19 protein-coding genes are annotated in these 23936 nt (G+C 74.6%); 13 read left to right on the top strand and 6 right to left on the bottom strand.

Features of this window, described 5'->3' with window-relative positions; translation table 11 throughout:
* The first annotated feature begins 6 nt into the window (after positions 1 to 6).
* Positions 7 to 3240, top strand: coding sequence for an SUKH-4 family immunity protein (locus ACYVO2_RS16740; RefSeq protein WP_461008613.1), 3234 nt, complete (start codon positions 7 to 9; stop codon positions 3238 to 3240).
* Positions 3241 to 3339: 99 nt separating this feature from the next.
* Positions 3340 to 4278, top strand: a complete 939-nt coding sequence (locus ACYVO2_RS16735) for a DivIVA domain-containing protein (protein WP_461008612.1) — start codon at positions 3340 to 3342, stop codon at positions 4276 to 4278.
* Positions 4279 to 4314: 36 nt separating this feature from the next.
* Here ACYVO2_RS16735 and ACYVO2_RS16730 read toward each other — a convergent pair whose 3' ends face one another.
* Entirely contained in the window at positions 4315 to 6081 is a 1767-nt protein-coding gene (locus ACYVO2_RS16730) for an MDR family MFS transporter (protein WP_461008611.1), read from the bottom strand.
* A gap of 572 nt (positions 6082 to 6653) precedes the next feature.
* On the opposite strand from ACYVO2_RS16730, the gene ACYVO2_RS16725 reads away from it, so the two are divergent.
* The 4 genes from ACYVO2_RS16725 (at position 6654) to ACYVO2_RS16710 (ending at position 14448) form a co-directional block, all read left to right on the top strand.
* Positions 6654 to 7430 carry an ABC transporter ATP-binding protein gene (locus tag ACYVO2_RS16725; protein WP_461008667.1) on the top strand — a complete coding sequence of 259 codons (777 nt, stop codon included), beginning with the start codon at positions 6654 to 6656 and terminating at the stop codon, positions 7428 to 7430.
* Complete coding sequence (locus tag ACYVO2_RS16720; protein WP_461008610.1) at positions 7427 to 9991, top strand: ABC transporter permease; 2565 nt, start codon at positions 7427 to 7429, stop codon at positions 9989 to 9991. Before ACYVO2_RS16725 ends, ACYVO2_RS16720 begins: the two co-directional genes overlap by 4 nt.
* 280 nt (positions 9992 to 10271) lie before the next feature.
* Entirely contained in the window at positions 10272 to 13826 is a 3555-nt protein-coding gene (gene mfd, locus ACYVO2_RS16715; RefSeq protein ID WP_461008609.1) for a transcription-repair coupling factor, read from the top strand.
* 97 nt (positions 13827 to 13923) lie between these two features.
* Positions 13924 to 14448: a GNAT family N-acetyltransferase gene (locus ACYVO2_RS16710; protein ID WP_461008608.1), complete on the top strand. Its 525-nt coding sequence runs from the start codon at positions 13924 to 13926 to the stop codon at positions 14446 to 14448.
* Here the strand turns inward: ACYVO2_RS16710 and ACYVO2_RS16705 are convergent, their stop codons facing one another.
* Both ACYVO2_RS16705 and ACYVO2_RS16700 read right to left on the bottom strand, forming a co-directional pair.
* Positions 14449 to 15231, bottom strand: a complete 783-nt coding sequence (locus tag ACYVO2_RS16705) for a polysaccharide deacetylase family protein (RefSeq protein WP_461008607.1) — start codon at positions 15229 to 15231, stop codon at positions 14449 to 14451.
* A gap of 290 nt (positions 15232 to 15521) precedes the next feature.
* Complete coding sequence (locus ACYVO2_RS16700) at positions 15522 to 16349, bottom strand: MOSC domain-containing protein (protein ID WP_461008606.1); 828 nt, start codon at positions 16347 to 16349, stop codon at positions 15522 to 15524.
* Positions 16350 to 16419: 70 nt separating this feature from the next.
* Between ACYVO2_RS16700 and ACYVO2_RS16695 the strand changes: the two genes are divergently transcribed.
* Positions 16420 to 16866 carry a GNAT family N-acetyltransferase gene (locus tag ACYVO2_RS16695; RefSeq protein ID WP_461008605.1) on the top strand — a complete coding sequence of 149 codons (447 nt, stop codon included), beginning with the start codon at positions 16420 to 16422 and terminating at the stop codon, positions 16864 to 16866.
* A 45-nt stretch (positions 16867 to 16911) separates the two neighbouring features.
* On the opposite strand, the gene ACYVO2_RS16690 is transcribed toward ACYVO2_RS16695, so the two are convergent.
* Entirely contained in the window at positions 16912 to 17301 is a 390-nt protein-coding gene (locus tag ACYVO2_RS16690; protein ID WP_461008604.1) for an ATP-binding protein, read from the bottom strand.
* Between the two features lie 149 nt (positions 17302 to 17450).
* Here ACYVO2_RS16690 and ACYVO2_RS16685 point away from each other — a divergent pair, with 149 nt between their 5' ends.
* The 6 genes from ACYVO2_RS16685 to ACYVO2_RS16660 all read left to right on the top strand — a co-directional run bounded on the left by ACYVO2_RS16685 (position 17451) and on the right by ACYVO2_RS16660 (position 22022).
* Complete coding sequence (locus ACYVO2_RS16685) at positions 17451 to 18305, top strand: helix-turn-helix domain-containing protein (protein WP_461008603.1); 855 nt, start codon at positions 17451 to 17453, stop codon at positions 18303 to 18305.
* Between the two features lie 11 nt (positions 18306 to 18316).
* The gene (locus ACYVO2_RS16680; RefSeq protein ID WP_461008602.1) at positions 18317 to 18502 is read left to right on the top strand and encodes a DUF397 domain-containing protein; all 186 of its coding nucleotides are present in this window, start codon (positions 18317 to 18319) and stop codon (positions 18500 to 18502) included.
* Positions 18503 to 18588: 86 nt separating this feature from the next.
* On the top strand, positions 18589 to 19425 hold the full coding sequence (locus tag ACYVO2_RS16675) for an ABC transporter ATP-binding protein (RefSeq protein ID WP_461008666.1): 837 nt from the start codon (positions 18589 to 18591) through the stop codon (positions 19423 to 19425).
* Positions 19422 to 20090 carry an ABC transporter gene (locus ACYVO2_RS16670; RefSeq protein WP_461008601.1) on the top strand — a complete coding sequence of 223 codons (669 nt, stop codon included), beginning with the start codon at positions 19422 to 19424 and terminating at the stop codon, positions 20088 to 20090. Before ACYVO2_RS16675 ends, ACYVO2_RS16670 begins: the two co-directional genes overlap by 4 nt.
* Before the next feature lie 209 nt (positions 20091 to 20299).
* The gene (locus ACYVO2_RS16665) at positions 20300 to 21415 is read left to right on the top strand and encodes a redoxin domain-containing protein (protein WP_461008600.1); all 1116 of its coding nucleotides are present in this window, start codon (positions 20300 to 20302) and stop codon (positions 21413 to 21415) included.
* Entirely contained in the window at positions 21405 to 22022 is a 618-nt protein-coding gene (locus tag ACYVO2_RS16660) for a TetR/AcrR family transcriptional regulator (protein WP_461008599.1), read from the top strand. The genes ACYVO2_RS16665 and ACYVO2_RS16660 overlap by 11 nt, the downstream gene beginning before the upstream one ends.
* A gap of 108 nt (positions 22023 to 22130) precedes the next feature.
* Here ACYVO2_RS16660 and ACYVO2_RS16655 read toward each other — a convergent pair whose 3' ends face one another.
* The gene (locus ACYVO2_RS16655) at positions 22131 to 22808 is read right to left on the bottom strand and encodes a DUF4352 domain-containing protein (protein ID WP_461008598.1); all 678 of its coding nucleotides are present in this window, start codon (positions 22806 to 22808) and stop codon (positions 22131 to 22133) included.
* 122 nt (positions 22809 to 22930) lie between these two features.
* The gene (locus ACYVO2_RS16650; protein WP_461008597.1) at positions 22931 to 23743 is read right to left on the bottom strand and encodes a hypothetical protein; all 813 of its coding nucleotides are present in this window, start codon (positions 23741 to 23743) and stop codon (positions 22931 to 22933) included.
* Positions 23744 to 23936: the final 193 nt, after the last annotated feature.

Below are 23936 nucleotides of genomic sequence, written 5' to 3'. Positions count from 1 at the left end.
CGACCGGTGGTGACCTTCGCGCAGGCGCAGGAGCGCGCCGAGAACTGGGTCAACGGAAACGTCCCTGCGTACCAGCGCCGGGAGGTGCGGGTCCGCGAGTTCGACCTGGGCTTCGTGTGCTGGGCGGTGGACCGCCAGGACGGGCCGAGGTCCGACGGCGGCCGGATGCGCATGGTGATCGCCCGCGACAGCGGCGAGGCCACCCTGTGGCCGGGGCTGCCGGTGGGCGAGGTGGTACGGCGGTACGAGGAGCTGTACGGCACCGCCCCCGCGGCCGCGCCCGCGCCGCCCGCGCCGCCGCGGCCCACCGACCTGGAGGCGACGTCGTTCCTGCTGAGCCCGCCGCAGTGGCTCCAGGACGCGGCCGACGCCATGGGCATCCCCGACCAGCGCAAGAAGAAGGACGAGGCCCCGGCGCCCGCCGCCCCGCAGGACCGCCCGGCGGACGCCCCGCCGCCGGCGCGGCCCGCCCCGGCGCCCGCCGCCCCGCCCGCTCCCGCGCCCTCGTCCGGCCTGGCCGACCTGGGCCGCCAAGCGCCGCCGCCCGGCCCGATGCCGCCGCCCGCCCCCGTCCCGCCGTCCCCCGAGCCGTCCTGGCCGGGCCCCGGCGCGGGGCCGCAGGGCGGGCCCGCCACGCCGCCCGCGCCGTGGACCGGCGCGGACACCAGCGAGACCGCGAGCGTCGCCGGATCGGTGCCGCCCCCGCCCACGGTGTTCGCCCCGCCGCTGGTCAACCCGGCCGAGGACGAGCCCGCCGACGCCACGCCCGCCTCCGAGGCGAGGACGGAGCTGCTGCCGAGCCTGAGCCTGGACGGCTCCCTGCCGCCCGGCTTCGCCCCGGCCGCGGACCCGGGCCGGGACGCGGCCCCTGCGCCGCGCGACGGCGACGACGGCCTGGCCAGGACGCGGATCGCCGAGCCGGTGGACGAGTCCCTGCACACGCCCCCGTCGGCCCCGCACCCCGTCCCGGCGCCGGAGCCGCAGCCCGAGCCCGAGCCCGAGCCGTCGCGCCCCAGGCGCGGTCTGCGCCTCGGCCGCAGGAAGCAGCAGCCCGCCCAGGACGACGCCGCGCCCGCCCCGGCCCCGCAGCAGCCCGCCCCGCAGCACCCGGCGCAGCAGCACCCGGGAGCGCAGCAGCACCCGGGAGCGCCCGGCGGTTACGGCTACCCGGCGCCGCCGCCCGCGCCCGGGCAGATGGCGGGGGAGCCCGGGCAGATGCCCGGCCAGCCCGGCCAGCCCGGCCCGTTCCCGGGTCAGGCTCCCGGCCGGCACATGCCTCCGCCTCCGCTGCCCGGCCAGGGCCAGGGTCATGGCCAGGTTCCGGGGCAGCACACCCCGCCGCCGCCTCCGGCGCCGGGGCAGCCGCACGGGCAGGTCCCGGGGCAGCACACGCCCCCGCCCCCGCCCCCGCCCGGTCCCGGGCAGGCCCCCGGCCCGCACACCCCGCCGCCGCCGGTTCCCGGTCAGGGCGGTGGGGCGCAGCACCACGCGCCGACGATGCTGGCGCGGCCCTCGGCGGGCGGTCCCGGCACGCCGCCTCCTCCGCCCCCGCCGCCGCCCGCCCCGGGCGCGGGCACACCTGCGCCCGGCCACACCCCGCCTCCTCCGCCCCCGCCGCCCCCCGGGCCCGGCCGGGTGCGGGCGGACATCGCGGAGGAGAGCACCCAGAAGGCGCCGCGCTCGGGCGCCAACACCCCGCCGCCGCCTCCGCCGCCCGCCGCGGGCGGCTACATCCCGACCCAGATGATGCCCCCGGCCGGCGGCGGCCCCGCCGACCAGCCCCCGCCGCCGCCGGTTCCCGGTCAGGGCGGTGGGGCGCAGCACCACGCGCCGACGATGCTGGCGCAGCCTCCGGCGGGCGGTCCCGGTACGCCGCCTCCTCCGCCCCCGCCGCCGCCTGCCCCGGGCGCGGGCACACCTGCGCCCGGCCACACCCCGCCCCCGCCCCCGCCGCCCCCGGCCCCGGCCGCCCCGCCGCCCCCGCCGCCCCCCGGGCCCGGCATGCCCCCGCCCCCGCCGCCCGCCGGGCCGTTCCCCGGCCACGGGCCGATGCCGCACGCCCAGCCGCACCCGGCACCGCACCAGCCGCACCCGGCATCGCACCAGCCCCACCAACCGCAGGCCGCGCCCCAACCGCAGCCGCCCCACCAACCCCAAACCCCTCAAACCCAAGCCCCTCAACCCCAGCCGCACCACCCCCAGCCGCACCAACCGCAACCGCACCAACCGCAGCCCCACCACCCCCAGCCCGGCGTGCCCACGGTCGGCCCCGGCTACATGGCAGTGCTGCGCTACCGGGCGCCCGACGGGTCCGAGCAGCAGATCATCCGCCGCAGCGCGCCCGGCACCCCGCACCCCGAGTGGCAGATCCTCTACGAGCTGCGGGCGCTGAACGTGCCGCCGCAGCAGGTGCTGGAGCTGCACACGGAGCTGGAGTCGTGCGACCTGCCGGGCGGCTACTGCTCGCGCATGATCCGCGAGTCCTGGCCGCAGGTGCGCATCAGCCACACCGCTCCGTACGGCCGGGACCACGCCTCCCGCCAGCAGGGCGTGCAGCACCTGCTGGAGCACCACGGCGAGCTGCACCAGGTGGCGGGCGGCCCGGCCCGCCCGCACCCGCAGCGGGTGCCCCTGCCGCACCCCAACCAGGTGCAGCGCATCCCGCTGGTCCCCCCGGACGCCATCGGGCACGAGCTTATGCAGGCGTTCGGGCCGCAGGGCGTGTTCCGGTTCGACCAGCGCGCGGTGTCGCGGGCGGGGGTGCCGGACGTGGTGGCGCAGACGCTGGTGTGGGCGGGCCTGCCGCTGGACTTCGGCCCGTTCTTCTGGGCCCAGGCGGTGCCGGGCCGTCCCGTGCCGACGCTGGCGGAGCTGGCGATGGAGCGGGGCCGCCAGCCGGGGCCGGACGCGGCGTCGTACCTGGTGCTCGGCAACGACTTCGGGCGCCAGATGTGCGTGCAGTACGGCACGGCCGCGATCGTGGCGCTGCCGCTGGAGGCCGCCCCCGGCGGGCAGCCCTCGGCGCCGCAGTTCGTGAACAGCGGGCTGCCGGAGTTCGTGCGCTGCCTGGCGCTGCTGGGCCGCATGTGGCGGCTGCGGACGGGGCTGACCCCGGAGCAGGCGGGCCGGTGGACGGTGGACTTCCAGACGCAGTTGGCCGGGCTGGACCCGGCGGCGCTGGGGTCCCCGGACCACTGGTGGTCGGTGCTGCTCGAGCAGATGTGGGACGGACTGCTGTAGAACGTCCGTTCCGGGCAACCCGTCACCCGAACACCCGAACACCCACGAACGGCTGGACACAGGGCAGAGACTGGACACAGGGCAGAAGGGGGAGCGGTCTTGGGTCCTACGCCTCACGACGGTCAGGGCACGCCGGAGTTCCGGACCGTCTTCGGCCGCGGCTACCGGCCCGCGCAGGTGGACGCGGCGCTGGCCGCGCTGTCCCGGGAGCGGGCGGACGCGGACGAGCGGATACGGCGGCTGACGGCCCTGGCGGGCGAGCTGGAGTCCGGGGTGGAGGCGCTGCGGCGGCAGGCCGCGGCGCTGCCGCCGCCGGACTGGCGGTCGCTGGGGGAGCGCGCCCGCGAGCTGATCGGCCTGGTGGAGGAGGAGGCCGCGGAGCTGCGCGCCGCCACCGAGGCGGCCGGGGAGGCCGAGCAGCAGCAGGCGCGGCGGCGAGGCCGGGAGGCGCTGGACGGGGCCGCGGAGGACGCCGAGCGACTGCGGCAGGACGCGGACCGGCAGGCCGGGCTGCTGCTGGAGGCGGCGCGTGAGCGGGCCGAGGCGCTGCGCCGGGAGGCGGATACCGAGGCGGCGCGGGTGCGCGAGGAGGCGGAGCGCGAGGCGGAGACGATCCGCGGCCGGATCGCCGAGACCCTCGCCACCCTGGAGCGGGCCCGCGAGCGGCGCACCCGCGAGCTGGACCAGGAGCTGAGCGACCGCGAGTACCGCCTCACGCACCGCGTGGAGCGGCTGGAGAAGGACGCGAGGGAGCGCCTGGAGACGGCGCGCCGCGCGCAGGTGCAGGCCGAGCAGGAGGCCAGGCACCGCACGGAGGACGCGGACGCCAAGGCGAAGGCGATGCTGGCGCGGGCGTCGGCGGAGGCGGAGCGGATCCGCCGCGAGGCCGAGCGCTTCCAGCGCGACCACGAGAAGCACCGCGACGAGATACGGGCCCACCTGCGGCACGTCCGGGCCAGCCTGGCGGCCATAACGTCGTCGTCGGTGATCGACACCTGGGACGAGGACGACGAGCACGACGGCGGCCGGGGCGCCTGACCCGGCCGGGCCCGCGCCCCCGGCCGGGGGCGCGGCTCACCCCCGCTCCTCCCGCCCGTCCGCGTCCTCCTTCCCCACCGGGGCCCTGCCGCCCGCGCGCTCCCGCGCCGCCCCGCCGTCCGGCCCGCCGCCGTCCCCGTCCGCGCCGTCCCGGTCCGCGCCGTCCCGGTCCGTGCCGTCCCGGTCGTCCTCCGCCCTCGGGAACTCCCGCGGCACGACGAGCACCAGCAGCAGCAGCGCCACCCCGCACGCCACCGCCACCCCCAGGTACACCCGGTGGGTGGCCAGGTCGAGGGCGTGCCGCAGGTAGTCGGCGCCGGCCTCGGGCACCGCGGACTCCCGGCCGAGGCCCTGGCCGATGTCGTCCACCCGCTCCGGCAGGCGCTCCCGCAGCGACTCGGGCGCCGAGGACAGGCGGGAAGCCAGGGCCGCGTTGGAGACGGCGCCGAGCACGGCCGCGCCGAGGCTCTGCCCGAGGTAGCGGGAGAACACCACGGACGCGGTGACGGTGCCGCGCTGCCAGTGCCCCACGGTGCTCTGCGCGCCGACGGTGGTGGTCGGCGAGAACAGGCCGAGCCCCGCGCCGAGCAGCAGCGTCGCCCCGACCAGTTGCCACAGCGGCGGCCGGTACGGCAGGGCCTGCACCCACAGCGCGGCCGCCGCGGCGAGCACGGCGCCGATCAGCGCGGTGTCCCGGAAGCCGATGCGCAGGTACAGGCGGCTGGACAGGGCGGCGGCCAGCGGCCAGCTCATCGTCATGGTCGCCGTCACCAGGCCGGCCTGCACCGCGCCGAGCCCGAGCACCTCCTGGGCGTACACGGGCAGGAACACGCTCGGCCCGATCATGATCACGCCGATGCACAGGTGCGAGAGGTTGACGCCCACCAGGACGCGCCGGGTCCATATCCACGGCGGCATCACCGGCTCGGCGACCCGCCGCTCCACCACCACGGTCAGCGCCGTCAGCACCGCCGCCGCGGACAGCAGCCCCACGCTCGGCGCGGACCGCCACGACCAGGCCACCCCGCCCTGCACCAGCGCCAGGATCAGCGTCACGCCCGCGCCCAGCATCAGCACGGCCCCGGCCCAGTCCACCCGGGCGCGGGAGCGGCGCACCCGCTCACGCAGGTGGCGGGAGATCAGCAGCAGCGCGACCGCGCCCACCGGCAGGTTGATCAGGAAGATCCACCGCCAGGAGAGGTACTCGGCGAACACCCCGCCGAGGGAAGGGCCGGCCACCGAGGCCGTGCCCCACACCGTGGACAGCGCGGCCTGGATCCGGCCGCGCTCCTTCAGCGGGTACAGGTCGGCGGCCAGGGTCAGCACGGTCGCCTGGATGGCCCCGGCGCCCAGGCCCTGCACGGCCCGGAAGACGATCAGGCTCGGCATGTCCCAGGCCAGGGTGCACAGCGCGGAGCCGATGAGGAACACCGTCGTGCCGGCGATGAGGACCGGCTTGCGGCCGTAGAGGTCGGAGAGCTTGCCGTAGACGGGGATGGTGACGGTCTGCGCCAGCAGATAGGCGCTGAAGACCCAACTGAACATCGTGAAGCCGCCGACGTCGGCGACGATGTGCGGAACCGCGGTGGAGACCATGGTGGTGTCCACGGCGGCCAGCGTCATGGTCAGCATCAGCGCGAGGACCACCACCGCGCGCCGCCCGCCCGGGGCCGCGCCCTCCGCGTCCCGCGGGCTCTCCCGCCCGCCCCCGCCCGCCGTCCCGCCGCCCCGGCCGGACCCGCCCGCGCCGGACCCCTCCCCGGCGGCTGTCTCCTCCTGCGGCCCCTCCGCGGCTGACGTCACCGGCTGCCCCTTCCTCCTGTCGGGCTCTGCCCGCACCCCTGCCCCGTCCGGCCGGATGGATCGGTGTCATCCACACCTTTCCACGCGGCGCGGCGCGGCGTCCCGCGCGTTACCGCAGGCAGCGGCGCTTCCCACCACCCGAGGAGGGGGGCGGCGGCCGGGCCGGGCGGCACCGGCGCCCCCTTCCGGAGCAGGACCCCTAGGGGTTGCCGCGTACAACCTCCGACCACCGGTTTCGTCCCAGGGCAGGAGGGACCAGGGGCGTCGCCCGCCTAGAGTGATGACTCGTCGGAAGGCTCCACGGCACCGCAGGCGAGGGGCACGGGGGGCCCGCCGCATGCGGTGGGTGGGGACAACCCCACGTCGGATACGGAGCCCTTCCCCATCGCGGCCCTCCCCCTTCGGGCAGCACGCTTGTCGTACGACGGACGGCCCGACGCGCACCGCACCGAAAATGACGGGCGCCGAGGGACGGCGAGCGGGCACCCTGGCCCAGCCGCACCGGCGAGCCGGGCGGCCGGCAGGCAAGAGCAAGCGCATCTACCACGCAGGAGACAACAGTGACGACGGCAATGGCCGAATCCCGGGCCGAGGACAGCGGGGGCAGCACCGCCGTGGCGGCACGCGCCCGGCAGGTGACCAAGGCGTACGGATCCGGCGAGACGCGCGTCGTGGCGCTGGACGCCGTGGACGTGGACATCGCCCGGGGCCGCTTCACCGCGATCATGGGTCCGTCCGGCTCCGGCAAGTCCACGCTCATGCACTGCCTGGCCGGTCTGGACACGGTCTCGGAGGGCCGCATATGGATCGGCGACACCGAGATCACCTCGCTGAAGGAGAAGAAGCTGACGCGGCTGCGCCGCGACAAGATCGGCTTCATCTTCCAGTCCTTCAACCTGCTGCCGACCCTGAACGCGGCGGAGAACATCACGCTGCCCATGGACATCGCGGGCCGCAAGCCCGACAAGGGCTGGATGGACCGCGTGGTGGAGACAGTGGGCCTGGCCGGGCGGCTGAAGCACCGGCCCAACCAGCTCTCCGGCGGCCAGCAGCAGCGCGTGGCCGTGGCCCGCGCCCTGGCCGCCCGACCGGAGATCATCTTCGGTGACGAGCCCACCGGAAACCTGGACTCGCGGGCCGGCGCCGAGATCCTCGGCTTCCTGCGCCGCTCCGTGGACGAGCTGGGCCAGACCATCGTGATGGTCACTCACGACCCCGTGGCCGCGTCCTACGCCGACCGGGTGCTGTACCTGGCCGACGGCAGGATCGTCGACGAGATGCGCAACCCCACGGCCGACACCGTCCTGGAGCGCATGAAGCGCTTCGACGCGCGCGGGAGGACCGCGTGACCGTCGTCAAGACCTCGCTGCGCAGCTTCTTCGCGCACAAGGGCCGCATGGCGCTGTCGGCGATCGCCGTGCTGCTCTCGGTCGCGTTCGTCTGCGGCACCCTGGTGTTCACCGACACCATCAACAAGACCTTCGACACGCTGTTCAACGAGACCTCCGCAGACGTCACCATCAGCGCCAAGGAGATCGACGACGCCCAGGACACCGGCCGCCAGGCCACCGTCCCGGTGTCGCTGGTCGAGCGGGTCGAGAAGGTGGACGGCGTCAAGAAGGTCAACCTCGACGTCTACTCCGAGAACATCACGGTCATCGACGCCGAGAACGACTCGATCGGCCCCTCCGGCGGCGCCCCGACCATCGGCGTCAACTGGCAGGACACCGACCGCTCCCCGGTCGAGCTGACCTCCGGCAAGCTGCCCCGCGGACCCGCACAGGCCGTGGTCGACGCGGACACCGCGGACCGCAAGGACGTGAAGATCGGCGACACCCTCAAGGTCATCGCCGTGCCCGGCACCTTCGAGGTGAAGGTCACCGGCATCGCCACCTTCACCACCACCAACCCCGGCGCCGCGCTGGTCTTCTTCGACACCGCGACCGCGCAGGACAAGCTGCTCGGCTCCGCCGACGTCACCGCCGAGATCGACCTCGACGCGGCGTCCGGCGTCAGCAACGACCAGTTGAAGAAGAACGTGGTCGCCGCCCTCGGCGACGACTACAAGGTGCAGACCCAGAAGGAGGCGGCCGACGACGCGGGCGACGAGCTCGGCGGCTTCCTGGACATCATGAAGTACATCATGCTGGGCTTCGCCGGCATCGCCGTCCTGGTCGGCGTCTTCCTGATCGTCAACACCTTCTCCATGCTGGTCGCCCAGCGCACCCGTGAGCTCGGGCTGCTGCGCGCCGTCGGCGCCAGCCGCAAGCAGGTCAACCGCTCGGTGCTGATCGAGGCGCTGCTGCTCGGCGTCATCGGCTCCGTCCTCGGCATCGCCGGGGGCATCGGGCTCGCCATCGGCCTGATGGAGCTGATGGGCCTGCTCGGCATGAACCTGGACACCTCCCAGTTGACGGTGAAGGCCGCCACGCCCATCGTCGGCCTGGTCGTCGGCGTCCTGGTCACGGTCGTCGCCGCCTACCTGCCCGCGCGCCGCGCCGGGCGGATCTCCCCGATGGCCGCGCTGCGCGACGCCGGCACCCCCGCCGACGGCAAGGCCGGCAAGGTGCGGGCCGTGGTCGGCCTGCTGCTCACCGCCATCGGCGGCGCCGCGCTGGCCGCCGCGGCCACCGCCGACTCCGGCAGCCAGGGCGGCATGATGCTCTCCCTCGGCGTGCTGTTCACCCTGCTCGGGATCGTGGTCGTCGGGCCGCTGCTCGCCGGGTTCATCGTCCGCGGGCTCAGCATGGTGCTGCTGCGGCTGTGGGGGCCCGTGGGCCGGATGGCGGAGCGCAACGCGCTGCGCAACCCGCGCCGCACCGGCGCCACCGCCGCCGCCCTGATGATCGGCCTGTCCCTCGTCGCGGGCCTGTCCGTGGTCGGCTCCTCGCTGGTCGCCTCGGCCAGCGACGAACTGGACAAGTCCGTCGGCGCGGACTTCATCGTCCAGTCCGAGACCCAGCAGCTCATCGCCCCCGACGTGGAGAAGGCGGTCCGCTCCGTCCCCGGCATCGAGCACTTCACCGAGTACCGGGTGATCAACGTCAAGATCACCACGCCGGACGGCAAGACCAGCACCACCGACGTCAGCGCCGCCGACCCGACCTACCAGGAGGACCTGCGGGTCGAGACGGTGGACGGCGACCTCGCCGCCGCCTACGCCAAGAACGGCATCTCGGTGCCGGAGGGCTTCGCCGAGGACCACAAGGTCAAGGTCGGCGACACCGTCACGGTCTCCTTCATCGAGGGCGGCACCGCCAAGCTGCGGGTCGGCGCCGTCACCACCGACGACACCACGCTCGACGCAGGCGCCATGTACGTCAGCACCGCCACCGCCAAGGACTACCTCAAGGGCGACAAGCTGCCCCTGAACATGGCCCTGTTCATGAAGGCGGAGGACGGCAAGGAGAAGCAGGCGTACGCCGCGATGCAGCGCGCCCTCGACCCGTACCCGCAGGTCAAGGCGCGTGACCAGGCCGACTACAAGAAGCTGCTCGAGGACCAGGTGGGCCAGATGCTCAACCTCGTCTACGGCCTGCTCGGCCTGGCGATCATCGTGGCCATCCTGGGTGTGGTGAACACCCTGGCGCTGTCGGTGGTCGAGCGGACGCGGGAGATCGGCCTGATGCGGGCGATCGGGATGTCCCGCCGCCAGATGCGGCAGATGGTCCGTCTCGAATCGGTGGTCATCGCCCTGTTCGGCGCGGTCCTCGGCCTCGGTCTCGGCCTGGTGTGGGGCGTCACCGCGCAGAGGCTGCTCGAACTCGGCGGCCTGAAGGTGCTGGAGATCCCGTGGGCCACGATCGGCTGGGTCTTCCTCGGCTCCGCCTTCGTCGGCCTGATCGCCGCCCTGATCCCGGCGTACCGGGCGGGCAGGATGAACGTCCTGAACGCGATCGCCACCGAGTAGCCGGGGCCCCGCCCCCTCGGGGCGGGTCCTCGGGGGGAGGCCAGCCCCCTCCCCGGGCCCCGGGCCGGCGCTCACCCGCCGGCCCGGGGCCCTCGCGTGCCGGGCCGCCCCCGGCGCCTCCGGCTCCCCGCGCACGCCGTCACACCCACGTCGTACGCTGGACACCCCCGGCCGCAGCCCGCGCCGGGCTGTTCGCGTTGCCGCCGTGTGGAGACCGTAACCGCGCCATGCCCGTCCGTTGCCTCTGTCCGTTCCGCGAAGTCACAGGACGTAGCCACTCATGAGCCTGACTGGCCTGCTCGACGTCGTAGTGGAGGATCCCGCGCTCGCTGAGGCCGTGCGGGCCGCCGGCGACGGGAACCGCCCCCATCTCGACCTGGTCGGCCCGCCCGCGGCGCGGCCGTTCGCGCTGGCGGCCCTGGCCCGCTCCGGGCGCCCGGTCCTGGCCGTGACCGCCACCGGTCGCGAGGCCGAGGACCTGGCTGCGGCGCTCGGGTCGCTGCTGCCCGAGGGCGACGCGGTCGTGGAGTACCCGGCGTGGGAGACGCTGCCGCACGAGCGGCTCTCGCCCCGCTCCGACACCGTCGGCCGCCGCCTGGCCGTGCTGCGGCGGCTGGCCCACCCCCGCGCGGACGACCCCACGGCGGGGCCGGTGCGGATCGTCGTCGCGCCGGTGCGCTCGGTGCTCCAGCCGCAGGTGGCGGGGCTCGGCGACCTGGAGCCCGTGTCGCTGCGGGCCGGGGAGAGCGCCGACCTCCAGGACGTGGTGGAGCGCCTGGCCGCCGCCGCGTACTCCCGGGTGGAGCTGGTGGAGAAGCGCGGGGAGTTCGCCGTGCGCGGCGGCATCCTCGACGTGTTCCCGCCCACGGAGGAGCACCCGCTGCGGGTGGAGTTCTGGGGCGACGACGTCGAGGAGATCCGCTACTTCAAGGTCGCCGACCAGCGCTCGCTGGAGGTGGCCGAGCACGGCCTGTGGGCGCCGCCGTGCCGGGAGCTGCTGCTGACGGACGCGGTGCGGGCACGGGCCGCGGCGCTGGCCGAGCGGTACCCGGGCCTGGCCGAGCTGCTGGGGAAGATCGCGGAGGGCATCGCGGTCGAGGGCATGGAGGCCCTGGCGCCGGTGCTGGTGGACGACATGGAGCTGCTGCTGGACGTGATGCCCGCGGGCAGCCTGACCGTGGTGTGCGACCCGGAGCGGGTGCGCACCCGGGCGGCGGACCTGGTGGCCACCTCGCAGGAGTTCCTCCAGGCGTCCTGGGCGGCCACCGCCGACGGCGGCAAGGCGCCGATCGACCTGGGCGCGGCCTCCCTGTGGTCCCTGGCGGACGTGCGCGCGCACGCCCGCGAGATCGGCATGCCGTGGTGGTCGGTGAGCCCGTTCTCCTCCGGTGAGGCCGAGGACGGCGCGGCGGCCGACGGCGACGCCCTGCGCCTGGGCATGCGCGCCCCGGAGACCTACCGCGGGGACACCGCCCGCGCGCTGGCCGACGCCAAGGGCTGGCTCGCCGACGGCTGGCGCACGGTGTTCCTCACCGAGGGGCACGGCCCGGCCGCGCGCATGGTGGAGGTGCTGGGCGGCGAGGGCATCGCGGCCCGCCTGGACGCGGAGCTGACCGCCCCGCCCGAGCCGTCCGTGGTGCACGTGGCGTGCGGCCGGGTGGAGAACGGCTTCGTCGACCCGGGCCTGCGCCTCGCCGTCCTCACCGAGACGGACCTGACCGGCCAGAAGTCGTCCACCAAGGACATGGGCCGGATGCCGTCGCGGCGCCGCAAGACCATCGACCCGCTGACCCTCCAGACGGGCGACTACGTGGTGCACGAGCAGCACGGCGTGGGCCGCTACGTGGAGATGGTGCAGCGCACCGTGCAGGGCGCCACCCGCGAGTACCTGGTGCTGGAGTACGCGCCCGCCAAGCGCGGCCAGCCGGGCGACCGCCTGTTCGTGCCCACCGACCAACTGGAGCAGATCACCAAGTACGTCGGCGGCGAGGCCCCGTCCCTGCACCGCCTGGGCGGCGCGGACTGGACGAAGACCAAGGCGCGGGCCAAGAAGGCCGTCAAGGAGATCGCCGCCGACCTGATCAAGCTGTACTCGGCGCGGATGGCCGCGCCGGGCCACCCGTTCGGCGCGGACACGCCGTGGCAGCGGGAGTTGGAGGACGCGTTCCCCTACGCCGAGACCCCGGACCAGCTCTCCACGATCGCCGAGGTCAAGCAGGACATGGAGAAGCCGGTGCCGATGGACCGGCTGATCTGCGGCGACGTGGGCTACGGCAAGACGGAGATCGCGGTGCGGGCGGCCTTCAAGGCCGTGCAGGACGGCAAGCAGGTCGCCGTCCTGGTGCCCACCACGCTGCTGGTGCAGCAGCACTTCACCACGTTCTCCGAGCGGTACGCGCAGTTCCCGGTCGTGGTGAAGGCGCTGTCCCGGTTCCAGAGCGACACCGAGGCCAAGACGGTGCTGGAGGGCCTGCGCGACGGCTCGGTGGACGTGGTGATCGGAACTCACCGCCTGTTCTCCTCCGAGACCAGGTTCAAGGACCTGGGCCTGGTCGTCGTGGACGAGGAGCAGCGGTTCGGTGTGGAGCACAAGGAGCAGCTCAAGAAGCTCCGCGCGAACGTGGACGTGCTCACGATGTCCGCCACGCCCATCCCGCGCACCCTGGAGATGGCGGTGACCGGCATCCGCGAGATGTCCACGATCACCACGCCGCCGGAGGAGCGCCACCCGGTCCTCACGTTCGTCGGACCGTATGACGAGAAGCAGATCGGGGCGGCGATCCGCCGGGAGCTGCTGCGCGAGGGCCAGGTCTTCTACATCCACAACCGGGTGGAGTCCATCGACCGGGCCGCGGCCCGGTTGCGCGAGCTGGTCCCCGAGGCGCGCATCGCCACCGCGCACGGCCAGATGTCGGAGTCCGCGCTGGAGCAGGTGGTGGTGGACTTCTGGGAGAAGAAGTCCGATGTGCTGGTCTCCACCACGATCGTGGAGTCCGGCATCGACATCTCCAACGCCAACACCCTCATCGTCGAGCGCGGCGACGTCTTCGGCCTGTCCCAGTTGCACCAGTTGCGCGGCCGCGTCGGCCGGGGCAGGGAGCGCGGCTACGCCTACTTCCTGTACCCGCCGGAGAAGCCGCTCACCGAGACCGCCCACGAGCGCCTGGCCACCATCGCCCAGCACTCGGAGATGGGCGCGGGCATGTACGTGGCGATGAAGGACCTGGAGATCCGCGGCGCGGGCAACCTGCTCGGCGGCGAGCAGTCCGGGCACATCGCGGGCGTCGGCTTCGACCTGTACGTGCGCATGGTCGGCGAGGCGGTCGCCGACTACCGGGCCTCGCTGGAGGAGGGCGGCGCCGAGGCGGAGGAGGCCCCGCTGGAGGTCAAGATCGAGCTGCCGGTGGACGCGCACGTGCCGCACGACTACGCGCCCGGCGAGCGGCTGCGCCTCCAGGCGTACCGGTCCATCGCCTCGGTGAACTCTGAGGAGGACATCGCCGCGGTCCGCGAGGAGCTGGCCGACCGGTACGGCCCGCTGCCCGAGCCGGTGGAGAACCTGCTGCTGGTCGCCGGGCTGCGGCTGCTGGCGCGCCGGGTGGGCGTGCAGGACATCACCCTCCAGGGCCCGAACGTCCGCTTCGGCCCGGTGGAGCTGCGGGAGTCGCAGGAGCTGCGCCTGAAGCGGCTGTACCCCCGCTCGGTGGTCAAGGCCGCGACCAGGCAGGTGCTGGTGCCGCGCCCGGCGACGGCCCGCATCGGCGGCAAGCCGGTGGTGGGCCGGGACCTGCTGGCGTGGGCGCGCGAGTTCCTCACCTCGGTGCTGGACATGTAGCGGCCGGGCACCGCCCCCGGAGTGTCGGACCCGGGTGCTTCGATGGAGCCGGACACGAAGGCGGACGGACGGCACTCCGGAAGGCGGGAGCCCCACCATGCAGCGGCAGACACCCAGGATCGGGCTCATCCCGTGGTCGGACACCGAGGCCGACCTCGAACTCCTGCGCCTGTCCAACACCCCGGAGATGACGGCGCACGTCGGCGGCCCGGAGACGGAGCAGGGCCTGCGCGACCGCCACCGCCGCTACACGGAGCTGACCGCGGGCACGGGCCGGGGCCAGATGTTCCGCGTGGTGCTCCTCCCCGGCGGGCAGCCCGCCGGGATCGTCGGCTACTGGGAGCGGCGGTGGCGCGAGGAGATGGTGTACGAGGCCGGATGGAGCGTCCTGCCCGAGCATCAGGGCCGGGGCATCGCGGCGGCGGCCGTGGTCGCGGCGGTGGCCGCCGCCCGCGAGGAGAAGCGCCACCGCCATCTGCACGCGTTCCCGTCCGTGTCCCACCCCGCCTCGAACGGGGTCTGCCGCAGGGCGGGCTTCACCCTGCTGGAGGAGTGCGAGTTCGAGTACCCGCCGGGTCACTTCATGCGCTGCAACGACTGGCGGGCCGTGCTCGCCGACTGATCAGGGCCGGTACACCTTCCCGGGCTCCGGGGTGCCGGGCGCGAGCAACTGGGAGACGGTCACGAACGTGTACCCCCGCGCCTTCAGTTTCCCGATGATGTCGGGCACCGCGGGCACGGTCCCCTCGTAGATGTCGTGCAGCAGGATGATGCCGTCCCGGTCCGCCTGCTTCAGGGTCCGCTTCGCTATCAGCTCGGAGTCCCTGGTCTTGTAGTCCTTGGCGGTGGTGCTCCACAGCACCTGCGCCAGCCCCAGCTCCTTGCACACCTTGGCGACCTTGCCGTCGGTGCGGCCCTGCGGCGGGCGCATCAGGGTGGGCCTGCGGCCGGTCAGCTCCTCGATGGCGTCCTGGGTGCGGGTCAGCTCCTTCCGGATGCGGGCGGTGCCGACCTCGGTCAGCCGCGGGTGGGTCCAGGTGTGGTTGGCCACCTCGTGGCCCTCGGCCGCGATGCGGCGCACGGTGTCCGGGTACCGGTCGATGTGCCGCCGCCCGAGCAGGAAGAAAGTGGCGGGCACCCGCTCCCGCTCCAGGATGTCCAGCAGCTCCGGTGTCCTGCGGCCGGGCCCGCCGTCGAAGGTGAGGGCGATGCACTTCGCCTCCCGGCAGTCCACGGCCCCGAACCGCCCCTCCGCCCCGGCCTTGACATGGGTCCTGGCGTACTCCGGCGACGTGGTGTCGAACTTGGCGCAGCCGCTCAGCGCCACCAGCAGGCTCACGCACCCCGCCACGGCGGCGGCCACCCTCGCCCGGACCGCCGGGCCCTTCCCCCGCTTCCCCCGCATCGCGCTGCCTTCTTCTCGTGGAGAGCGGGCGGAGGCAGGCCCGTACCGGGCACGGCGGACCGCCGCACCCGTCGATGGACTCCATGGAAAGTGGCGGCGCTCCCCATGCGGCCGCCCGGACAACCGGCTGTGCGCCGGACCCCCACCCAATGACAAGCGCACTCTAGGCCAGAGCTATACGCAGCGTGTACATGAGGAATGCCACAGCCGCCGCGGGCAACCGTCGTGACCGGTTCCCCGTCGTGACCGGTTCCCCGACGGCGGCCCGGGGGTCGGCGGGTTGCCGGGCCCTAGACCTCCGGCTCGCCCCACGCCGTCACGGCCACCTCGTCGCCCACCGCCAGCCTCCCCGGCCCCGGCACGGCGAACTTCACCCCGAACGTCACCCCGCCCAGCGCCGAGCGCCGGTAGCCGGCCAGCGCGCGCAGCGGCTCGGGGCCCGACCTGACGCCCCGCTCCTGGTCCACCACGGTCACCGCGCAGCGAATGGCGGGCTTGGTGTACGCCAACTCCGCCTCCCCGACCCGCGCCCGCCGCACCCCGTCCTCCTGGTGCGGCTCCGCCCACCCCCGGGCCACGATGTTGGGCCGGAACCGGTCCATCGGCAGCGGCTGCCCGCCCTGCGCCGCGATGCGGTCGTTGAGCAGGGCGAACGACTCCGCCGACACCAGGTGCACGGCCCCGCTGTCGGCCCAGCCGCAGGTGCCGGGCACCAGGCCGTCGGTGACCCGGTCGTGCTCCGGCGGCACCCGCACCAGCCGGCTGCGCGCGCCGAGCACCTCGGAGAGCCAGTCGGCCGCGGCCCCGCCTTGGTCGATCCCGAGGAACGGCTTGCCGAACAGCTCCACGTCCCGCCGCGGCCCGGTGGTGTCCACCTCGACCCGGACCTCGCCGAACCCGTCGGCGCGCAGGACGAGCACGTCCCCCTCGGCGGTGATGTCCGGCCGGACGAGCGCGAGCCGCGGGTCGCGCCGCTGGCTGCGGAAGGTCCCGGCGTCGTCGGTGACCATGAACGCCCGGTCGTGCGCGATGCCCGCGGGTGTCAGCTCGGCCCGCTCCAGCGGGATGCCGGCACAGCCCTTGACCGGATAACAGTGCAGCGCCACGACGGTGATCACGGGCTGACACTACCGTTCGAATCCGTGGCGCGGGAACGGCGTTCCGGGAGGGCCTGCGATGCTGCCGGGCATGATCTTCCGTACCGCGACCCGCCGCGACCTGCCCGCGATCATCGCCCTGCTGACCCACGAGGACACCGTGGCCGACCCCGCGGCCGTGGAGGTGGACGAGGCGTACGAGCGGGCCTTCGCCGCCGTGGACGCCGACCCGCGCAACGAGATGCTCGTCCTGGACGACGGCGAGGGAACGGTCCTGGGCTGCCTCCAGCTCACCCGCATACCGGGCCTCGGGCGCCACGGCGAGGAGCGGGCGCTGATCGAGGCGGTGCGGATACGCGCCGACCGGCGCGGCGCGGGCCTCGGGCGCGAACTGCTGGTCCGGGCGATCGACCTGGCCCGGGCCCGCGGCTGCGGACTGGTCCAGCTCACCAGCGACAAGCGCCGCGCCGACGCCCACCGGTTCTACGGCTCCCTGGGCTTCGAGCGCAGCCACGAGGGCTTCAAGCTGCGGCTGTGAGAGCTTTCCCCGTGTGGGTGACACGGGCGGTCCACCGGGATCGCCCTACAGGGTGATCTCGAACCACACGCCCTTGCCCCCCTGCCCGACGGTGACCGTGCTGCCCCAGGCCGTGGCCAGGGCCGAGGTGATGTGCAGGCCGCGGCCACCGGGGGAGTCGAGGGAGGGGGCACCCTGACGGGGGATCTCCGGGGCGCCGTCGTGGACGGTCACGCGCAGGGCGGGCTTGGAGACCTCGATGTCGAGGGTGACGATGTCGGTGTCCTCCGCGTGCAGATAGGAGTTCGTGACGAACTCGCTGGTGAGGAGTTTGGCCGTGTAGGCGTGCCGCTCGTGGCCGAGCATGTGCAGCACTCCGGCGACGAGGTCCCGGCAGATCTTGGGCGCGAGGGTGTTGACGGGGGCGCGCAGGGTGTAGGTGGTGGGGGTGGTCACGGCGCTGTGCCTCCCTTCGTGTGGGATGGGTCACAGACAGTAGGGGCAATGCATTGCCCGGGTGAAGGAATCCCGGAAAGGTTCCCCGGATCAGGTGGTCCTGTGCCACAGTGACGGCTCTCACTCGTTGAGGGCGCCAAGGTAGGGGCATGCCACCGAGGGATAATCCGACTGCGCGCCAGGTACGGCTCGGAACCGAACTCCGGAAGCTCCGTGAGCGGGCAGGGATGAGCGCCCGGGACGCGGGCGCGCTGCTCGGCACGAGCCAGAGCAAGATGAGCCTGATCGAATCGGGCAAGGCCGGGATCAGTGAGGAGCGGGTGCGCCGGCTGTGTGCGCACTACGGATGCACGGATCGTGCGCTGATTGACGCGCTGAGTGCCATCACCAGAGAGCGTCGCGGTCAGTTCTGGTGGGACGAGTATCGGGGGATCCTTCCCCCGAGCTTTCTGGACCTTGCCGAACTTGAGCATCACGCGGCGTATCTGGGCTCGGTGCAGATGCTGGTCATTCCGGGGCTGCTCCAGACCGAGGACTACGCCCGCGCTGTCTTCTCCCTCTCGCTGCGCCAGCATCCGAGTACCGATCTGGACGCGCGTGTCGAGCACCGGGTGCGGCGCCAGCAGATCTTCGAACGGGAGAAGCCCGCGCCCTATCAAGCGGTCATCCATGAGGCCGCACTCCGGATGCGCTACGGCGGCGCCAAGGTCATGCGGGGACAACTCGAGCATCTGCTGGGAGTCGCCGATCGGCCGGGCACCACGATCCGGGTGATCCCGTTCGAGACGGAGGAGATGACGGCAGAGACCGAGTCCATGCTCTATGCAGGGTTCGCTGTTCCGCAACTCGACACGGTGGAGGTGGATACTCTCTACGGGCTGACTTTCGTGGACTCCGAAGTCCAGGTCGCCCTCTATCGGACGACCTATCACTCTCTGGAGAGCATTTCGCTCGATCCGCGGGAGACGAGGGCGTTCATCCACCGTGTCCTGCAAGAACTGTGAGAACGAAACACATGCTCCAATTGCGCGTCAACTGGCAGAAGTCCTCCTTCTCCGGAGGGGACGCACGATGTGTCGAGGTGGCCCGGCAATCCCGCACCATCCTCCTCCGCGAAAGCACCGACCCCGCCGAAGTCCTCACCACCACCGTCCCCCGCCTCCGCGAACTGCTCCTCGCCGTCAAGGCCGGGCGGTTCTAGCAGCGCCGGGAACCCTGTGCCGGGGCGGGGCCGTTCCCGTCCCGCGGGGTGTGCCGAGCCGGGGAAGGGGTGCTGCGTTCGTGAGCTTGCGGCTGCACGGGGTCGGGCAGCGGTACGGGCCCGCCGGGCGGTGGGTGCTGCGGGACGTGGACCTCGCGGTGCCGCCCGGCACGCTGCTGCGGGTGGAGGGCACCAACGGCTCCGGCAAGTCCACCCTGCTGCGGCTGCTCGCCGGGGTGGAGCTGCCCCGGGCCGGGCGGATCACCGGGCGGCCCCGCACCGCGTACGTACCCGAGCGCTTCCCCGCCGCCCTGCCCTTCACCGCGCTGGGCTGGCTGGCGCACCTGGGCCGCGTCCACGGGCTGCGGGGCCGGGCCGCGCGGCGGGCGGCGCTGGAGTGCCTCGAGCGGTTCGGGGCCGCGGGATACGCGGGGGCGCGCCTGGCGGAGCTGTCCAAGGGCACCGCCCAGAAGGTCGCCGTCGCCCAGGCGCTGCTCGCGGACCCCGGGCTGCTGGTGCTCGACGAGGCGTGGACCGGCCTGGACCGGGCCGCGCGGGAGGAGCTGGACCGGGTGGTGCTGGAGCGGGTCGCGGGCGGGGCCGCGGTGGTGTTCGTGGACCACGACCCGCGGCGGCTCGCGGGCGCGCCCGGCGGGAGCGCCTGCCGGGTGGCGGCGGGCGGCGCGGTCTCGCCGCCGGAGCCCTCGGCCGGGGCCGGGCCGGCGGTGCTCATCGAGGCGGAGGGCACCGGGGACCCCGCCGGGCTGCCCGGGGTTCTGGCCGTGGAGCACGGCGCCGGGGGAGTGGTGCGGCTGACCGTCGCGGCGGACCGGTCGGACGCGGTGCTGCGGGCGCTGCTGACCGCCCGTCCGCCCTGGCACGTGCGGCGGGTGCGGCCGCGGGACGGGGGTGCGCCGCGGTGACCGCGCTGCTGCGCTACCAGACCGCCCTGCTGGTCCGCTCCCAGCGCTGGCTGCCCCCGGTGCTGCTGTACGCGGCGTTCCTCGCCGTCGGTGTGCGCGGCGGGGAGCCCGTGCTGGACTCGCTCGGGTACGCCGCCGCCGCGCTGCTGCCCGTCGCCGCGTGGCTGGTGCGGGTGTGCGTCACCAACGAGCCCGCCGCGGCCCGGGCCTGCGCCGCCGCCGCGGCGGGCCCGGCGCGCGTCCACCTGGCGGCGGTGCTGGCCGCGCTGCTGGCCTCGACCGCGCTGGGCGCGGCCGGGGCGCTGCTGGTGACGGCGATCGGCGACCCGCACGCCAAGGGCGGCCAGGAGCCGGTGCCGCTGCCCGGCGCGGCGGCCGCGGGCCTGCTCACGGTGCTCACCTGCGCCCTGCTCGGCACCGCGGTGGGGGCCGCGTGCAACCGGCCGCTGCTGCGCGCCCCCGGCTGGGCGGTGCCGTCCACGGTCGTGGCGGCGCTGCTGGTGCTGGTGGCGGGCGCGTCCCCGGCGAACGCCGCGGTGGAAGGCATGGTCACCGCCTCCGACAGCGGGACGGTGACCCTGCCCTGGCTCCCCCTGGCCCTCGCGGCGGCCCTCGCCGCGGCGTCCACCGCCACCGCGTGCGCCCTGGCGGCGCGGCGGCTGTGACACCCCGGCGGCTCAAGGCGAGGCGGGCCGCGGGGCGGGCGGGGCCGGCTCGGGGAGGACCGTATCCGCGGGGTGGCCGAGGTCGCCCGCCCGGCCCCCGCCCCTCCGCGCCCTGAGGGCCGCTGAGACGGCGTTGCGGCCGTCCCGCCGCCCCGGTACCGTCGTTCTCGACGGATAACGGTGTTACTGAACAAAAACGGGGGACCGCCATGCAGCTCACCGTCCTCACCGAAGGCCGCGAGACCACCGTCCGGGCCGCCCGGCGCGCGGCCGACGGCGCCCTCCTCCTCACCCCCGACAGCGTCCGCGACGCCCTCGGCTGGGAGCGCAAGCCCCACGGCTGGTGCCAGGACGAGCGCTGTGTGCCCGCCCGGGCCGCCGCGGCCGTGGAGGACGAGCGGGGGCGGCTCGACCTCGCCGGGTTCGCCGCGCTGCTCGGGCAGCCCCTCGCCGTCGAGCAACTGCCCGACGGCTCCGCCGTGGCCGTGGCCGGGGCGGCGGCCGAGCGGCGGGCCGAGGCGCTGGCGGGCGGGGCGGCCCCGGACTTCACCCTCCGCGACGTCCACGGGGTGCCGCACACCCTGAGTGGTCTGCGCGGGCGCAAGGTGGCGCTGGTGTTCTGGGCCTCGTGGTGCGGCTGCCGCTACGACCTGCCGACCTGGTACGCCCAGCACGACGCCCTCGCCGACCGGGGGCTGACGGTGCTGACCGTCGCCCTGGACCGCCGGGTGGAGGACGCGGCCCCGTGGATCGCCGAGGCGGAGGCCGCGGCGGGCGGCGGCGCGTTGACGCTGATCGACACCGACGCGCTGGTCGGCGACCTCTACCACGTCGTCAACGTCCCCACCGTGGTCTGGATCGACGAGGACGGCCGCATCGCCCGCCCGAACGACACCCAGTTCGCCACCGACCTGTTCCGCTCCATGAGCGGCATCGACTCCTCCCGGGTGCTGGCCGCGCTGCGCCGCTGGGTGGAGGACGGCGACAGCGGCCTCGACGAGGACGAGGTGCGCCGCCACCTGCCCCGCCCCACCTCCGCCGAGCAGGCCGCCCGCACCGAGGCGGCGCTCGGCCTGTGGCTGCACCGGGCCGGGCACGCCGAGGCGGCGGCCCGCCGCTTCGACCGGGCCGCCGAGCTGGCCCCGCACGACGTGGCGACGTGGCGCAGCGCCATGCCGCTGCGCGGCGTGGACCCGATGGGCGACGAGTACTTCGCCCGCCGCGCCGCGCTGGAGGAGGCCGGGCTGCCCGTCTACCGGCCGCTGTCCGACTGGTCCGGCGCGGCAGAGGCGGCGGCGGGGGAGGAGGCGGCCGGTGCCCGCTGACGAGGCCACCGCCTACGGCAGGGCCCGCCGCGACACCCAGCGGGCGCTGCGCACGGGACTGCTGGACGTGGCGAGCGGGCTGCTGGTCGCCGAGGGCCCCGGCGCCCTGACGATGCGCCGGATCGCCGCCGCGGCGGGTTGCTCCACCACCGTCCTGTACACGCTGTTCGGCGGCAAGGAGGGGCTCGCGGAGGCGCTGTACCTGGAGGGCTTCGAGCGGCTGCGCCGCCGCCTGGAGGCCGTGCCCCGCGGCGACGACCCGCTGGAGCGGCTGCGGGCGATCGGCAGGGCGTACCGGGAGAATGCGCTCGCCGAGCGCAACTACTACGGCGTGATGTTCGAGCAGGCGATCCCCGGCTACACCCCGTCCGAGCAGGCCAGGGCGGCCGGGCGGCGCAGCCTCGAGGTGATGCGCCGGGTGGTGGCCGAGTGCCTGGAGGCCGGGCTGCTCGGCGGCGCCGGGGCGGAGGAGATCGCCGAGGTGCTGTGGGCGGCCGCGCACGGCGCGGTCGGCCTGGAACTGGCCGGCCACTTCCCCCCGGAAGTGGCCGAATCCCGCTTCCACGCCCTGCTCGCGGCGGCGGGCGCGGCGTACCGGCGCGGGTGACGCCACGCGGCGCCGTCAGTCCCCGAGGACGACGGTGGAGCCCGCACCGGTGTGTCGGTGCGGGCTCCCCGAGGTGTCGCCGTCCCCCCGGTCGGCGACGGGTTCGGGCTAGCCGAGGACGACGGTCGCCTTCGCGTCCTCGTCCAGCAGGTCCGGTGCGATGGTCAGCGTCAGGCCCTTGGCCGACTCCGGGACCTCGAAGTCCACCGCGCCGCGCCGCGACTCGCCGGCCGAGACCGCGCCGTCCGGCGGGGTGCGGCCCTCCTCGCCGGTGAACGCCACGTCGTGGACCTTGTTGGTGGAGTCCTTCAGCTCGACGAACAGCAGGCTGGAGAAGTCCTGGCTGCCGCTGTCCTTGTTGGTCACCTCCAGGTCCACCCCGACCCAGCGGTTGCCGGGCTCGGGGGTGAGGAACTCGGTGGAGGGCTTCAGCGGGTCGACGACCTCGTGGACGGTGAACTCCCAGGAGCCCAGCGCGATCCGGTCGCCGACCTTGAAGGTCTTGGCCTGCTGCCCGGCGGAGCTCCCCTCGGGCTTGCCCGAACTCTTGCCGGAGCTCTTGCCGGAGCCCTTGTCCGGGCTCTTGCCGGAGTCGCTCTTCCCGCTCTCCCGCGCGGCCTTCTCGCCCCCGCCGTCCTGGCTGGTGCCGACCTTCTTCGGCTCCTCGTCCTCGCCGCAGGCCGTGAGGCCCGCGCCGAGGACCGCGACGGCGGCGAGCGCGCCGACGCCGGTCACGAGCCGCCCGCGCCGGGTGGCGCGGATGCTGATCAGCGTGTTGCGGGACATGGGTCCCCCCCTTGTTCTTGTGGTGTTCTCGGTCTTCCGGGGTTCCGGGGGTTGTCCGGGTCCCCGGGGGGCGGTTTCGCGCAGGGGCGGGCCGTGCGTCCGGGGCCGCCCGCCGGGCGGTCTCAGCCGCCCAGCTCCGCCAGGTCGATCACGTCCGCCGCGGGCGGGGCCTGCGCCGCCACCGGCTTGCCGTAGTCGGCGAAGGTCACGGTGACGGGCTCGTCGCCGCCGGCGGAGACGATCCTCATGACGTACGGCTCGCCCTCGGTGGCCACGTAACCGGTGGTGGTCTCCGCGCCGTCCTTCTCCACCAGCGAGATCACCGGCACGCCGCCGACCTCGCTCTCCTCCCCCTTGGCCGCGGAGGTGCCGCTCTCGCCGAAGCCGGAGAGCAGCTCCTTCAGGTCGCACATGGCGGTCAGGTCGGATCCGTCGGAGCCGGACGCGGGGGCGCTGAACCAGCGGTCGCCGATCAGCTCCTGCATCGTCGCGGCCTCCTCGGGGGTGCTGCCGACGGAGCGCCACATCGGCTCGTCGAACTTCATGTAGGCGGTGCCCCCGGTCTTGACGATCTCCGCCCGGCCCTCGCCCATGGTCATCTCGCCCGCGCACTCGCCCTCGCGGTCCAGCGCCAGGTGCAGCTTCGTCGGGCTGCCGTCGAGGACGCCGTCGAAGTCCACGGTCACCGAGTCGGCGCCCGTGGTGGCCCGTGACGCCCGGTCGGCGATCTCCCGCGCGGACAGGCCGGACAGTGCCGACGCGGACCGGGACGGGGACGCCGAGGGGGACGCCGGGGCGGGGGAGGAGGCGGCGGGGGCGGCCGCGGGGCGGCCGTCCGCGCCGCCGCCGTTCCCGCCGTCGGAGGACGAGTCCCCGCAGGCCGCGAGGCCGACGACGGCGGCGGCGCAGGCGGCCGCCAGAACGCTGTTTCTCACCAGTGGGTGCACGGGGGCTGTTCCTCTGTTGCCGGGTGACGAACGTGGTGCGCCGGGGGCGCGCACCGGAATCGCGGCGCGGGGACGGGGTTGTGACGCCTCGTCCGCTCTGCTGCCGTGAACCGGTGTGACAATCAGAGCATGAGCTGTGAACCGAGTCAACACAAGAATTCTGATGGTGTCTCGGTCCACA

This window comes from Streptomyces capparidis, assembly GCF_054782095.1.
This window is presented reverse-complemented; position numbering and strand designations above follow the sequence as displayed.